This is a genomic window from uncultured Aquimarina sp., from assembly GCF_947496855.1.
Classification (GTDB): Bacteria; Bacteroidota; Bacteroidia; order Flavobacteriales; family Flavobacteriaceae; genus Aquimarina.
The window spans coordinates 196,320-211,697 of sequence record NZ_CANMED010000002.1; the positions used below are offsets into that span (position 1 = coordinate 196,320).

The 15,378-nt window shown below is 33.6% G+C and carries 12 protein-coding genes; 8 read left to right on the top strand and 4 right to left on the bottom strand.

Annotated elements, in window-relative coordinates; translation table 11 throughout:
• Positions 1 to 149: 149 nt before the first annotated feature.
• Positions 150 to 1,646 carry a TrkH family potassium uptake protein gene (locus Q0921_RS06855; protein WP_299255291.1) on the bottom strand — a complete coding sequence of 499 codons (1,497 nt, stop codon included), beginning with the start codon at positions 1,644 to 1,646 and terminating at the stop codon, positions 150 to 152.
• Position 1,647: 1 nt separating this feature from the next.
• Positions 1,648 to 2,997, bottom strand: a complete 1,350-nt coding sequence (trkA, locus tag Q0921_RS06860; protein ID WP_299255294.1) for a Trk system potassium transporter TrkA — start codon at positions 2,995 to 2,997, stop codon at positions 1,648 to 1,650.
• A 370-nt stretch (positions 2,998 to 3,367) separates the two neighbouring features.
• On the opposite strand from trkA, the gene Q0921_RS06865 reads away from it, so the two are divergent.
• The 3 genes from Q0921_RS06865 (at position 3,368) to Q0921_RS06875 (ending at position 5,951) form a co-directional block, all read left to right on the top strand.
• Positions 3,368 to 4,165: an alpha/beta fold hydrolase gene (locus Q0921_RS06865; protein ID WP_299255297.1), complete on the top strand. Its 798-nt coding sequence runs from the start codon at positions 3,368 to 3,370 to the stop codon at positions 4,163 to 4,165.
• A 333-nt stretch (positions 4,166 to 4,498) separates the two neighbouring features.
• Positions 4,499 to 5,227 (top strand): bifunctional demethylmenaquinone methyltransferase/2-methoxy-6-polyprenyl-1,4-benzoquinol methylase UbiE, encoded by a 729-nt coding sequence (gene ubiE, locus Q0921_RS06870; RefSeq protein ID WP_299255299.1) that lies wholly within the window; start codon positions 4,499 to 4,501, stop codon positions 5,225 to 5,227.
• 1 nt (position 5,228) lies between these two features.
• A complete protein-coding gene (locus tag Q0921_RS06875; RefSeq protein WP_299255302.1) occupies positions 5,229 to 5,951 on the top strand; it encodes a porin family protein in 723 nt (240 codons plus the stop codon).
• Between the two features lie 2 nt (positions 5,952 to 5,953).
• On the opposite strand, the gene Q0921_RS06880 is transcribed toward Q0921_RS06875, so the two are convergent.
• Positions 5,954 to 6,685: an RNA methyltransferase gene (locus Q0921_RS06880; protein ID WP_299255305.1), complete on the bottom strand. Its 732-nt coding sequence runs from the start codon at positions 6,683 to 6,685 to the stop codon at positions 5,954 to 5,956.
• Between the two features lie 37 nt (positions 6,686 to 6,722).
• On the opposite strand from Q0921_RS06880, the gene Q0921_RS06885 reads away from it, so the two are divergent.
• From Q0921_RS06885 to accD, 3 genes are all read left to right on the top strand, one after another.
• Positions 6,723 to 9,287: a BamA/TamA family outer membrane protein gene (locus Q0921_RS06885; protein WP_299255308.1), complete on the top strand. Its 2,565-nt coding sequence runs from the start codon at positions 6,723 to 6,725 to the stop codon at positions 9,285 to 9,287.
• Between the two features lie 87 nt (positions 9,288 to 9,374).
• Positions 9,375 to 10,442: a class II fructose-bisphosphate aldolase gene (gene fbaA, locus Q0921_RS06890; RefSeq protein WP_299255311.1), complete on the top strand. Its 1,068-nt coding sequence runs from the start codon at positions 9,375 to 9,377 to the stop codon at positions 10,440 to 10,442.
• 67 nt (positions 10,443 to 10,509) lie between these two features.
• On the top strand, positions 10,510 to 11,370 hold the full coding sequence (gene accD, locus Q0921_RS06895; protein ID WP_299255314.1) for an acetyl-CoA carboxylase, carboxyltransferase subunit beta: 861 nt from the start codon (positions 10,510 to 10,512) through the stop codon (positions 11,368 to 11,370).
• Positions 11,371 to 11,822: 452 nt separating this feature from the next.
• Here accD and Q0921_RS06900 read toward each other — a convergent pair whose 3' ends face one another.
• Positions 11,823 to 12,371, bottom strand: coding sequence for a hypothetical protein (locus Q0921_RS06900; RefSeq protein WP_299255317.1), 549 nt, complete (start codon positions 12,369 to 12,371; stop codon positions 11,823 to 11,825).
• Positions 12,372 to 12,533: 162 nt separating this feature from the next.
• Between Q0921_RS06900 and rpsO the strand changes: the two genes are divergently transcribed.
• Together rpsO and Q0921_RS06910 are read left to right on the top strand one after the other, a co-directional pair.
• Positions 12,534 to 12,803, top strand: coding sequence for a 30S ribosomal protein S15 (rpsO, locus tag Q0921_RS06905; protein ID WP_025664998.1), 270 nt, complete (start codon positions 12,534 to 12,536; stop codon positions 12,801 to 12,803).
• 257 nt (positions 12,804 to 13,060) lie between these two features.
• Positions 13,061 to 15,265, top strand: coding sequence for a polyribonucleotide nucleotidyltransferase (locus tag Q0921_RS06910; RefSeq protein ID WP_299255319.1), 2,205 nt, complete (start codon positions 13,061 to 13,063; stop codon positions 15,263 to 15,265).
• The last annotated feature ends 113 nt before the right edge of the window (positions 15,266 to 15,378 follow it).

Here is a 15,378-nt window from a genome sequence, read left to right on the forward strand (position 1 = left end):
TAAACAAAATAACAAGAACAACACTTATTAAGTATAAAACACCTCCTTAAACTTCTGCTTTTAGAGTTCCTCTACTTTGAAAGGGAAATAGTATATTTTCAGTGTAACACACTAACAATTTTAGTCGCAACAAATACACAATATATCCATTACCTATTTCTCCAAAAGAAAGGAGTGAATAGAATAAGTACTGTAAACAATTCTAGTCTTCCGATAAGCATTAAGAAAGAACACCACCATTTACCAAATGCCGGTAATACATCAAAATTATTTACAGGGCTTAATTTTCCTAATGCGGGACCAACGTTTCCAAGAGATGATGCTGCTCCACCAATGGCGGTTTCAAAATCTAACCCTAACATTCCTAACACTAAAGATCCTATAATAAAGGATAGCATATACAATATAAAAAAGGCTAATATATTAAATACAATTTCTTTAGAAACGGCTCTTGTATTATACCTCACTGGTACGATAGCTCGAGGATGTAGGGTTCTTTTAAACTCCAGAATACCGTTTTTTATGGTAATAAGATGTCTTACGATCTTCATTCCTCCAGCTGTCGACCCTGCAGAGCCTCCTAAAAAGAATAATCCAAAGAAGATGATCTTTAAAAAAGGAGTCCACACTGTAAAATCTGCAGAAACAAATCCGGTAGTAGTTATTACCGCTAACACCTGAAATAGTGCATGTCTAAAAGCGCTCTCTGCCTCACCATAAACCATAGGATGATCTATTACAGAGTTTGCCGGATCCGCTTTTAAATAAATAATTAAAGCAGATACTGCAGTAAAAACCACTAAAAAAATCATGTACCATTTAAATTCTTCATCCTTTAGAAACTTCCCAAACCTTCCTTTAAAACCAAAATAACTCAATATAAAATTCATACCAGCCAGAAACATAAATAGCATAATAATATATTGAATAAGCGGCTGGTCATTCCAATACGCAACACTAGCATTTTTTGTAGAGAACCCTCCTGTAGACAGTGTACTCAATGCATGATTAATCGCATCAAAGAAATCCATTCCTGCAAGTTTCAGTAAGATAGTTTCAGCAGCGGTATATCCGAAATAGATCAGCCATAATCTTTTTGCAGTATCTGTAATTCTAGGATGTAATTTATCAGCACTGGGACCAGGAGCTTCTGCTGCAAACAACTGCATCCCTCCTATTCCTAGTAATGGCAAGATAGCTACTGCCAGTACGATAATTCCCATTCCACCAATCCAGTGAGTAAGACTACGCCAAAACAAAATTCCCTTCGGAACAATTTCTATTTCATTAAGAATAGAAGCTCCTGTTGTAGTATATCCAGACATGGTCTCGAAAAAAGCATTTGTAAACGACGGAATTGCTTCAGAAAAAATATAAGGCAAAGTTCCACTTAAGGACATAAATATCCAACCAAACGTAACTACAATATACCCTTCTCTTTTATTTATAGATTTTTGATGCTCCTTGGTAAGAAACATTAAAATTATACCCAAAAACATTGTAGATAATGCAGCTAACATGATTTGCATGGTAACACCATCTTTGTATATAAAACTTACAATGGTTGCTATGAGCATAAACCCCCCGTTACAGAGCAATAAAAGCCCCATAATGTGAGTAATAATTTTAAAGTTTAGTTTAGACATCTTATAAGAAAAGGTTTTCTATTTTCTTAATAGACTTCGGTAAACAACAGACTACAACTCGATCACCAGCTTTGATGTAAAAACCTCCTAACGGAATCATTCCTACTCCATCTCTGATTACTCCCGCAATAATAGCAGAACGCGGAAAATCCAAATCTCTGATTAAGTTATCACTTACTTCAGAAGTTGGTTTAACAATAAATTCCAATAACTCTGCATTCATATTATTGAGCTTGGTCATCGCTACCACCTCACCTTTTCTAATAAATCTAAATATATTATTTGCTGCTAACAGTTTTTTATTAATCAATGTGTCAATCCCTATGGAGTGTGATAACTGAAAATAATCCATATTTTCTACCAAAGCAATTGTTTTACGCACTCCTTTTGACTTCGCTACAAGACAAGACATGATATTGGTCTCAGAGTTACCTGTTACCGCAATAAAAGCATCCATATCATCTATATTCTCTTCTTCTAACAACTCTACATTACGTCCATCACCATTTATAATCAAAGCATTGGGCAAATCATCTGCCAGATCAAAAGCCTTCTCCCTGTCAGTTTCGATAAGTTTCACTCTAAATTTATGATCACATAGATCACAGGTAGTTTTGTAACCAATTTTACTACCTCCTAGAATCATTACTTTTTTAATCTGTTCTTTGACCTTACCTGTCAACTTATACAGCTCTTCTACTCCACCCTTCGAAGTAACAAAATATACCTGATCCCCTTCCTTAAATTTCGTGTCACCTCTGGGAATAATCGTGTACTGTGTACCCGATCGTTGGATCGCAATTGGCATAAAATGAAGTTCTGGAAAGATCTCAGCAGCTTCTCTAACAGTTTTATCCACAAACAGTGCTGTGCTAGATAATGTGGTTCCTACCATCGTTAGCGCACCACCCTCAAACTCATAACTATCACTAAATGCAGATTGATTAAGTAATAATTCTATTTCGCTAGCCGCCAAAGCTTCAGGAGAAATTAATTCGTCTATACCAAACTTTATAAAACCTACTTCTTCTTTATTCTCTATAAACTCTGTATTCGAAATTCTAGCAATAGTACGTTTAGCTCCCAATTGTTTTGCTAATACACATACAGTGATATTAGTTGTCTCACTAGAAGTAACACTAATAACCATATCTACGTTATGAACCCTAGCATCTTTTAGAATACTAATAGAAGTAGCATCTCCCTTAATTACCCTAATATCCAGATGGCTATCCGCATAATTCAAGCATTCTTTATTGGGATCAATGAGTGTAATATCCTGGGATTCAAAAGAAAGTAATTTTGCCAAATGAAACCCAACTTCACCAGCACCGGCAATAATAATTTTCATACGTTTAAAATTTTGTAATTAATTAAATCAGATTTAATTAAAAATTTGGGAACGCATGTAAACACTTCACCTCGTTTCATCTATATATTTTATTATTTATCATCAAAAGATAAAATTAAACTTCAGAAAAATTCACAATGAACAGGGTGAAAATTTAGTACTGAAAAATAAAAGCCTACAAAGATAGTGGAATTTCAGAAACTGGTGAAATAATTAGGCAATAGCAGTTCAATAAGTTGTTGTTTGACCTTTAACCCAATAAACTTTTAAAATACATTTCAGAAGTCAAAAGCAACAATTGAGTAATTAGTTTTTTAAATAATTCAGCAATAGTAAAATCTTAGCAGTGTAAACACTAACTATTTAATCTATGAGAACAAAACTTATAACCCTAGCTTTATTACTAACAAGTATTATTACTGTTAATGCCCAAATGGATGACAAATTCTATTACCCTAAAAAGGATTTGAGACCCATCGAATGGAAAAACTATGAAGAATTACAATTTAATGTAGAAACAGATACAATTTCCGCATTGATCCTAAAACCTATTGCTAAACCCAAAGCAACAATATTTTACTTTCACGGAGCAGGCGGAAACCTCACGCATTATCTTCCACTTACCCAAATATTGGCAGAGAATAACTTTCAGGTTGTAATGGTAGATTTCCGAGGTTATGGCAAATCAACGGGAACTCCCACCCATAAAAACATTGCCAAAGACGGTCAGCAATTTTTGGAAATGCTCTTTGAACGGGAAGAAATAAAAGGAACATCAAAAATAATTTATGGAATTTCTATCGGAACTCAGGTAGCTACACTTTTAGCCAAAAACAATCAAGATAAAATAGATGGGTTAATTTTAGAAGGAACTATGGCTTCATTTACAGATATTGCGATGCACGCTACACCTCAGTATAGAGAATTTTTAGAAAAAAATTATATCTCTCCCTATTCAGCAAAAGAGGATATAAAAAGTATTGATGAAATCTACAAACTTTTTATACATAGCAAAGAAGACAAAGACGTTCCTTTCACACAAGGAAAAGTCGTTTTTAATAATGCAACAGGTCCTAAAAAGTTTATAGAATTTACAGGAGCACATTTATATGGACTAAAATATAAAAAGGAACAAATAATTCACGAAATCAATGAAATGGTAAAATAAAAACCTACTCATTCTGGGTGTCTGTGCAGGCTATCCGTTTCAACTTCTCGTATCTCTCCTTGGTCGAGCTGCGAGATTCTCACAATTAGCCTGACACAGAATACTAAACCTGAACTTATTCACAACTTTTTTATTAGGGAATTTTACATTATTTTCAGAAGCTGAATAATAAAAAAGATCGTAATATAAATTTTCTTCAATCCTTATAATTAAGTTCAAACCATTATAAAGAGAATAGTAAAAACTATAAATACACAAAAGCTTATTACAACAAAATGACAATCTTTTCCTACGATCCATATCAAAAATGTATATTTGCCTAAATTTTTTTGAATGTCAGAAAAAATAACTCCATACAACGATAAAAACAAAACCAAAAAAGAACAGGTTACCGAAATGTTTGATACTATTTCGGGCAACTATGATGGTCTTAATAGAGTAATTTCTTTTGGAATTGATGTAAAATGGCGTAAAAAAGTTGTGAAAATTGTTACGAATTCTAAACCAACCAGAGTTCTTGACGTAGCTACTGGAACTGGAGACCTGGCAATCAATCTCGCTAAAACTGGTGCTTCAGAAATTATTGGCTTAGATATTTCGGCCGGAATGTTAGCCGTAGGAAAAGATAAGATAAAGGCAAAAGGGTTAGATCAGATAATCTCTATGGTAAAAGGAGATGGAGAAAGTTTACCGTATGAAGAAAATTATTTTGACGCGATTACAGTAGCCTTTGGTGTAAGAAATTTCGAAGACTTAGAACAAGGACTTTCAGAAATATACAGAGTGCTGAAACCAGGTGGTATATTTGTCGTTTTAGAAACCTCCGTCCCCACTAAAACCCCATATAAACAGGGATACAAACTCTATACTTCTTCAGTCTTACCTTTAATTGGAAAGATCTTTTCTAAAGATAGATCTGCATACTCATATCTTAGCGAAAGTGCCGCAGCTTTTCCTTATGGAGATGCTTTCAACAATATTTTGAGAAAAATTGGGTTTATAGAAGTCGAGGATAATCCGCAAACTTTTGGTGTTGCCACAATTTATACAGCCACAAAATAATATGAAAAAACTTTTTATAGCAATAGCTGTTATCGTTTGTACTCAGAATGTGAGTGCACAATTGTTTTCTAAAGAACGTGTTAGAAATCTTCAAAACTATGATAAACCGCGATTAAGTTGGGGGTATATCCTTGGTTTTAATAGTTATGATTTTAATTTTGATTATAAAGCAACACCAGAAGGGGAAGATCCTGTATTAGATGGAGACATACAAGTTGCTAAATCGGTAGGGTTTAACGTTGGATTATTAGGTAACCTTAGAATCAATGATTACCTAGATCTAAGACTAGAACCTCAAGTATCTTTCGTAAGAAGAGACCTTACGTTTAACTCACCTGATCTTGATGATAATCAATCTCAAAGAGAAGTTACATCAACCTATGTTCACATTCCTTTATTGTTAAAAATATCTACGAAAAGACTTAATAATTTTAAACCTTTTATTGTGGGAGGAATATCCACTTCTCTTAATTTATCAAGTAACGAAGATAATCCTGATGATAATAGTGTTGGCCAATTTAGAACTAAAACTAGCACCAATTATTTTGAGCTAGGTTTCGGGATAGACTTTTATATGTTCTACTTTAAATTCACACCGTCAATACGTGGGGTATTTGCTATGTCTGATGAATTAGTAGCTGACAATGATCCCAACAGCCCATATACCTCTACTATTGATAAAATGTCATCGAGAGGACTTTTTATTAATTTTACTTTTCAATAAAACTAGCTTCGCTTAAACTCATTCAAAATAATTGCAGTTGCCGTTGCCACATTCAGGCTTTCGGTTATTTGAGTTGTTCCAAATCTTGGTATTGCAATTCTTTTGGATACTAATTTTTCTATTTCTTCTGAAATACCATTAGCTTCATTACCCATTACAATAAACCCTTTTTGGGGTAATTGTTCTCGATAAATTATTTCTCCATCCATAAAAGTACCATATATCGGGATTTCATTTTTTTGAGAAGTTAAAACATCCTGTAGGTTAGTGTAGATAATGTTCACTCTGGTAACCGACCCCATAGTTGCCTGAATTACTTTTGGATTAAAACAATCTACTGTTTGTTCAGAACAAACCAAATCAGTAACTCCAAACCAATCACATAGGCGAATGATTGTCCCCAGATTACCGGGATCTCTAATATCATCTAATGCCAAAACTAACCCGTCGTAATTTACCGGTTTAACTTTTGGAATATAAAATACCGCTACTGCAAACTGAGGTGTTGTTAAGAAACTAATACTTTTCAACTCATTTTCAGTAACCAAAAAGGTTTTGTCGGATGATGTTTCAAAATAAGAAGTCTCTAACGTAAAAAGAGAATGGAGCTCTAAATCAGCTTCTAAAAGCTCATTAATAACCTTTTTTCCTTCCGCTACAAACAATCCATGTTGTTTTCGGTATTTTTTTTGATGTAAACTATTTATTAATTTCTTTTGGTTTTTGCTAACCATACAAATAATGTATTTTTGACACAATAATGAATTTCGATTGAAACACCTGATCACAAAAATAGTATTTGTTGTATTAACTACAATTTTTTTAATTTCATGTAATGCAATTAAAAGAGTGCCAGAAGAAGAATACCTATTAACTAAAAATGAGATTTTTGTTGATAGCACTAAAACTAATGACACTAGACTATCCAATCAACTGTATCAAAAACCTAATGCTAAACTTGCTTGGACACCATTTAGACTACATATTTATAATCTTGCTAAAGTACATCCTGACTCTTCTTATCAAAATTGGCTTCACAAAAAGCCTAATAGAGAACGAAGATTAAATAATTTCTTATCTAAGAAACAAGTAAATCGATTAGGAACGGGTTACACCGGTGTTAATAATTGGCTAAAAAAAACAGGAGAAGCTCCCATTATAGTTGATGAATTAAAAGCTAAACGCTCTCTTAAGAGATTACAATCGTATTACTGGAATAATGGGTGGTTTAACGTAGAAACAGATTATAAAATTAATCAAGAAGAAAACCAAAGAGCATCTGTAGCATATTACGTTAAGCCTCATAACCCATATTTTATTGATTCTCTTCATACCAAAATAGAATCTAAAGTGGTAGACTCTATTTATAAACTTAATCAAAGTTCATCGTCTATAATCTCTGGAAAACAGTATAGAACATTAGACATAGAGACTGAAAGAGAAAGACTAACACGGTTATACAGAAATTCCGGACTCTATCATTTCGAAAAAGAATTTATAAAATTTGACGCTGATACTATAAATACAAATCAAAAAATACAACTTAACTTACTAATTAAAAATCGCCAAATAACTGAAGGAGAAGACACCAAAAGAATTCCTTTTCAGGTTCATAAGATTAGTAAAGTTAACGTGTTTACTGATTATTCTTATCAAAACAAGGATAAAAAGCCCAAAGACAGCGTATCCTATAATGGATATAACATATATAGTTATGATAAACTCAGATACACCCGTAAGGCAATCACTAACTCTATACTGATAACACCAGGAGAAATTTTTAGAGATAACGATCGAACACTTACTTATAATCAAATTAGTAATCTAAAAACTTTTAAATACCCCAACATACGCTATAGCTCAGATCCAGATGACCCTAATGGAACCGATCTAATAGCAAATGTTTTATTAACGCCCAGAAAAAAATACAGTACAAATGTAGAGTTTGATGTATCTACATCTAATATTCAGGTATTCGGAATTGGCTTTAGTGGCTCTTTTTTAATAAGAAATGTTTTTGGTGGTGCAGAAATTTTTGAAATCTCAGCAAGAGGAAGTGTAGGTTCATCAAAAGATCCAGTAGATCCGGATGGACAGTTTTTTGATATTTCAGAAATTGGTGTAGATCTTAAATTATCATTCCCTAAAATAATATTCCCGCTACAAACAAGAAGAATTATCCCAAAATACATGTCCCCGACTACTAATCTTATTTTTGGTATTAATTCACAACAAAATATAGGACTTGACAAGCAAAATGCTTCTGGAATATTTAATTACCAATGGAAACCAAGCACAAAATTGACAAATCAAATTGATCTAGTAAACGTACAATATGTCCGCAATCTTAATACCGGAAACTATTTTAACGTATACTCCAACTCATTTACCAGGCTTAATAATATCGCCACAGAAGTACTCGATTCTAGTTCACCTTTCTTTGAACAAGAAAACATAAACCAAAATGTTTTATCTATTCCATCAGGCGCCAATAGCTTTATAGCGCAGTCTCTTGGAGATATTCCTGATACAGATTTAACAACAGATCAATTACAAGAAATCAGAAATATTAATGAAAGAAAGGAAAGGCTAACGGAAGATAACCTGATTTTTGCCTCTAATTATACTTATCTGAAAAATAATCGAGAAAATCTTTATGATGAAAACTTCTCCAGATTTAGAGCAAAAATTGAATTTGCTGGAAATGTACTGAGTACTGTTTCTAATCTTGTAGGGTTAAAAGAAAACTCGAATAATCGCTTTGAAGTATTTGGTGTTGAGTTTTCACAATACATCAAAACAGAATTAGACTACATAAAACATTGGGATTTAGGCAGAAAAAATGTTTTAGCTATTAGAGCATTTGGTGGCATCGCTCTGCCATACGGAAATGCTAATAGTATTCCATTTGCTCGAAGTTTTTTTGGCGGAGGACCAAACGATAATCGTGCTTGGCTACCTTACGATTTAGGTCCAGGAAGCAGTGGCGGTAGAAATGAGTTTAATGAGGCTAATATGAAACTAGCAATAAATGCAGAGTATAGATATAAGATTTTAGGAGCTCTCAATGGTGCATTTTTTATTGATGCCGGTAATATCTGGAATGTATTAGATAGTGTAGAAGAAGAAGATGCTGTTTTTTCTAGGTGGGATGATCTCCAAGAAATTGCTGTAGGTAGTGGTTTAGGACTCCGATATGATTTTGATTTCTTTGTCGTAAGACTAGATTTAGGTTTCAAAACATTTAATCCTGCCAGAATCGAGGACCAAAGATGGTTTAAAGGATATAATTTTTCTGAAGGTGTTTATAATGTTGGAATCAATTATCCTTTCTAAAAACAATCCCTGTTTTTCATTCTTAAATATAAAATTCATTCCGTATTATTTTACTATTTTTGTAGGCTTATTAACTAAAAGTAAATTATGAGTCACAACATCAAACCAGGAGTTGCTACAGGAGACGAAGTGCAGGCTATCTTTAATTACGCCAAAGAAAAAGCTTTTGCCTTACCAGCAGTAAATGTAATTGGATCTAATTCAATTAATGCTGTATTGGAAACTGCTGCAGAATTAAACTCACCTGTAATTGTTCAGTTCTCTAATGGAGGTGCACAATTTAATGCAGGAAAAGGACTTTCTAATGAAGACCAAAAAGCTGCGATTGCAGGAGCTACTGCAGGAGCAAGACACGTTCATTTAATGGCCGAAGCTTATGGAGTACCAGTAATTTTGCATACTGACCACTGCGCAAAAAAATTACTACCATGGATAGACGGATTATTAGATGCTGGAGAAGCATTTTATAAAGAAACAGGAAAACCTCTTTATAGTTCTCATATGATCGATCTATCAGAAGAACCAATTGAGGAAAATATAGAGATTTGTAAAGAATACCTTGCTCGAATGAGTAAAATGGGTATGACGTTAGAAATCGAACTTGGAATTACTGGAGGTGAAGAAGATGGCGTAGATAATAGTGATGTAGATGATTCTAAGCTGTATACACAACCGGAAGAAGTTGCCTATGCTTATGAAGAACTAAGCAAAATTAGTAATAAATTCACTGTTGCAGCTGCTTTTGGTAACGTTCACGGTGTTTACAAACCAGGTAATGTTAAATTAACTCCAAAAATTCTAAAAAATTCTCAAGAGTTTATTTCTGAAAAATATAATGTAGAACATAACCACATTGACTTTGTATTTCACGGAGGAAGCGGTTCTACCTTAGAAGAAATTAGAGAAGCTATTGGATATGGAGTAATTAAAATGAATATTGATACAGATCTTCAATTTGCATTTTGTGAAGGTATTAGAGATTACATGACCGGTAAAATCGATTACCTAAAAACACAAATTGGAAATCCTGATGGAGCTGAGGAACCTAATAAAAAATATTACGATCCTAGAAAATGGTTAAGAGAAGGAGAAGTTACCTTTAAAAACCGACTCAAAAAGGCTTTTGAAGATTTAAATAATGTAAATACATTATAACAAGATAGAAAACCAAGCTGAAACTCAATATAATATAAAGTTTCAGCTTTTTTAATACAAATAATTTATGGCTTGGTTTAAGAGAACTCAAAAAGGTATACAGACTGCTACTGAGGACAAAAAAGATGTTCCAAAGGGACTTTGGTATAAGTCCCCAACAGGTAAAATAGTTGATGCAGAACAACTGGAGAAAAATTTTTATGTGAGTCCTGAAGATGGATACCATGTAAGAATCGGTAGTAAGGAATATTTCGAAATTCTTTTTGACGATAATAAGTTCAAAGAATTAGATAAAAACCTAACTTCTAAAGACCCTCTTAAATTCGAAGATAAAAAGAAGTACACTGACCGTCTTAAAGATGCTCAAGAAAAAACAAATCTTAAAGATGCGGTTAGAACTGCGGTTGGAAAATCAAATGGTAACGATTTAGTTATCGCATGTATGGATTTTTCATTTATCGGAGGTTCTATGGGAAGTGTTGTTGGTGAAAAAATCGCAAGGGCAGCTGATCATGCTCTTAAAAACAAAATTCCTTTTATGATTATTTCTAAATCTGGAGGAGCTCGTATGATGGAGGCAGCATTATCATTAATGCAATTGGCTAAAACTTCTGCCAAACTTGCTCAGTTAGCAGATGCAGGAATTCCTTATATCTCTCTATGTACAGATCCTACTACAGGAGGTACTACAGCATCTTTTGCTATGCTAGGAGATATTAATATTGCAGAACCTGGAGCACTAATAGGATTTGCAGGTCCTCGCGTAGTTCGAGATACTACCGGAAAAGAACTTCCTGAAGGTTTCCAAACAGCAGAATTCCTTAAGGAACACGGTTTTCTTGATTTTATTACTCCAAGACAAAACCTAAAAGAAAGAATAAATCTATATCTGAATCTAATTCTAAACAGACCTTTAGCTTCCAATTAGATCAAAAGTATTTTAAAGAAACATTTACAACCCGGTTTTTGCCGGGTTTTGTATTTCTATATAAGAATAAGATACGGATAAAGCCTAATTACTTTTGTGATTATCGCACTTATTTCTACTCTCCTAACTACATCTTTTCAATAATTTCTAATATTAACATCACAAAAAAAGCGTCTTCCAAGAAAACGCTTTTCAACTATTGAAACCCTGTTTTACAATAATATCTCTCTTCCTTCGCCTTCTTCATTTGTAAACATAGTTCTATTATCACAGGGCCCATCGCCATAATCTAATGATCCACTGAAGTTAGTTCTTACAAGCTCCACTACTCCACTTACCAAAAATCTACAACTAGCTTCACGTCGTAAAGAATTAGTAATAGTAGTACTATGGATTATCCCATTTGTAAAATTAGTTTGCCAAGAACCTGTAAATAGAAAAACATTATTCTGCTAATTATCATTAAAAGCACCTTCAACCCATTCACGAGTTTTAGCACCTGTTCTTGAAGCTTGACTACCATCGGCAAATGTTACTGTAAAATCAAGATTCATTGAATATTGTGGATTACCATCATCATTTGCCTTAAGCCTAGTAATTGTTCTAGAGCCAACAAAATCCAAATCATCAATAAAAAAATCTTCCAGACTATAATTAATTACCAAAGACATCTCTTCCACACTTAACTCATACGACATAAAAATCTTTCCTTTAACTGTATGTCTGCTCCTTACCTCACATCCATCAATACCAAAATCGATAGTAATATTTTTCGAAGTATTTGTTAATTCTATCGTTACGGTTGCACAATCAGGCAAAAAACGATTATTACCACTTTTGGCCAAGCCTTCTTCATCTTCAAACCCTTGTAATATCAGATTACTTAATACTTGGTCACCATCATCAATCTTTGCAGTAAGTGCTACTTCTTCACTATTACACCCTACTAAAACTATTGAAAAGAATGCAATAAAACCTAATTTCAAAATATTCTTATTCATTATCCTAATTTTTAATGTTACCCTTCTATGAATTAATCATTTAGAAAAGGTTTAATCAAAAATGTTTTTTCACTAAAAGTGTTTATAATCTAAAAAGTACTATATTTGCACGCTGATAGCAGAATGCTATTTATACATAAAAATCATTTAAATAATATTGGAATGTATTTAACGAAAGAAGTTAAAGAAGAAATCTTCGCAAAACACGGAAAAGGTAAAAACGATTCTGGTTCTGCTGAAGGACAAATTGCACTGTTTACTCACAGAATTACACATTTAACTGAACACCTAAAAAAGAATCGTAAAGATTATAATACAGAGCGTTCATTAGTAAAGCTTGTAGGTAAGCGTAGAGATCTTTTAGATTATCTTATTAAGAAAGATATTATGAGATATCGTGCAATTGTAAAAGAATTAGGATTAAGAAAATAATCAAAAAAGAGAGGCCCTGTGCCTCTCTTTTTAATTATAGTTATTTCATATTTAATTAAATTATAAATAAAAACATTTTGATCTGTAGAAGATTAGAATGAATGCCTTAGTTTTTCATTGGTCGCACAACTACTACAACAACAACACAACCTTGTCCGTCCGAGTAAGACGGAAACCAATGTTTAATAAAACCTATAGGTAGGTAGTTAACATATAAAATGTTTGATTACCCCAATAGGATTAGAATCAAAAAAAATATGATTCCAAAAGTTTATAGAGAGGTTATAGACCTTGGTGATGGTAGAGAAATTTCTATCGAAACCGGAAAATTAGCAAAACAAGCACACGGATCTGTTGTTGTACAATCGGGTAAATGTATGCTACTATGTACAGTAGTGTCTAATTACAGGCAAAGTCCTGTAGATTTTTTACCATTAACGGTAGACTACAGAGAAAAATTTGCTGCAGCTGGACGTTATCCTGGTGGTTTCTTTAAAAGAGAAGCAAGACCAAGTGATGGTGAAGTACTAACAATGCGTTTAGTGGATCGTGTATTACGTCCATTATTCCCAAAAGATTATCATTCTGAAACTCAGGTGATGATTCAACTTATGTCTCATGATGAAGACGTAATGCCAGATGCAATGGCAGGTTTAGCAGCTTCTGCGGCTATTCAATTATCAGATTTCCCTTTTGAATGCCCAATTTCTGAAGCAAGAGTTGGTCGTGTAAATGGTGAATTTGTTATCAACCCAACACGTGCCCAATTATTAGAATCTGATCTTGATATGATGATTGGAGCTTCTGCCGATTCAGTAATGATGGTAGAAGGTGAAATGGATGAAATTTCTGAAGAAGAAATGGCCGATGCAATTAAATTTGCTCATGAAGCTATTAAAGTACAATGTGCTGCTCAAGTAAAATTAGCAGAAGCATTCGGAAAGAAAGAAGTTCGTGAATATGAAGGTGAAAGAGAAGAAGAAGACTTAGCCAAAAAAGTTCATGATATGGCTTATGATAAAGTGTATGCAATTGCAAAAGCTGGATCCGCCAAACATGAAAGAAGTGCTGCATTCGAAGAAATAAAAGAAGAAATAAAAGCTACATTTTCTGAAGAAGAATTAGAAGATTTTGGTGATTTAGTATCTAAATATTATCGCAAAGCTGAAAAAGCTGCGATTCGTGATTTAACCTTAAATGAAGGATTACGTTTAGATGGTCGTAAGACAGATGAGATTAGACCTATTTGGTGTGAAGTAGATTACTTACCATCAACTCATGGTTCTTCTATTTTTACACGTGGAGAAACTCAAGCTTTAGCTACAGTAACTCTAGGAACATCTAGAGACGCAAATCAAATAGACATGCCATCTCATGAAGGTGAAGAGCGTTTCTATTTACACTATAACTTCCCTCCTTTTTGTACTGGTGAAGCACGCCCTATTAGAGGTACTTCTCGTAGAGAAGTTGGACACGGTAACTTAGCACAACGTGCATTAAAAGGAATGATTCCAGAAGATTGTCCTTATACTGTAAGAGTTGTATCTGAAGTACTAGAATCTAACGGTTCATCTTCTATGGCAACAGTTTGTTCTGGTACAATGGCATTAATGGACGCTGGTGTGCAAATGATAAAACCTGTTTCTGGTATCGCAATGGGATTAATTTCTGATGCAGATTCTGGAAAGTATGCTGTATTATCCGATATTTTAGGTGATGAAGATCATTTAGGAGATATGGATTTTAAAGTTACTGGTACTGCTGACGGTATTACAGCTTGTCAAATGGATATTAAAGTAAAAGGATTATCTTACGAAATCTTAGTAAATGCACTAAAACAAGCTCGTGATGGTCGTTTACACATTTTAGAGAAATTAACAGATACTATTTCTGCTCCTGCTGCAGATGTGAAACCACATTCTCCAAAAATGATTACCAGACGTATTCCTAACGAATTCATTGGTGCTTTAATTGGACCTGGTGGAAAAGTAATACAGGAAATGCAAAAAGAAACTGGAACTACTATTGTAATTAATGAAGATCCAGTAACAGAAGAAGGTATTGTAGAAATATTAGGTGTTGGTAGTGAAGGTATTGATGCTGTAACAGCAAAAATAGATGCAATACTATTTAAACCTACAGTAGGCAGTATATATGAAGTGAAGGTAGTCAAAATGTTAGATTTTGGTGCGGTAGTAGAATATATGGATGCACCAGGTAATGAAGTATTACTTCATGTTTCTGAATTAGCTTGGGAGCGTACTGAAAATGTCAGTGACGTTGTGAATATGGGTGACGTTATGGATGTGAAATATTTTGGTATTGACTCAAGAACTCGTAAAGAAAAAGTTTCTAGAAAGGCTTTATTGCCTAGACCTCCAAGACCAGAAGGTAGTAAGTCTAGAGATGATAAACCAAGAGGTGATAGAAAACCGAGAAATAATGACAAAAAAGAGGATTAACAAACTCTCTTTATGACACTTAAAAAACGCCTTCATATCCTGAAGGCGTTTTTGTTTTTTTACAAAAAATATTGGTTTTATAAAAATGAGCAGTATATTTGCATTGGTCAACC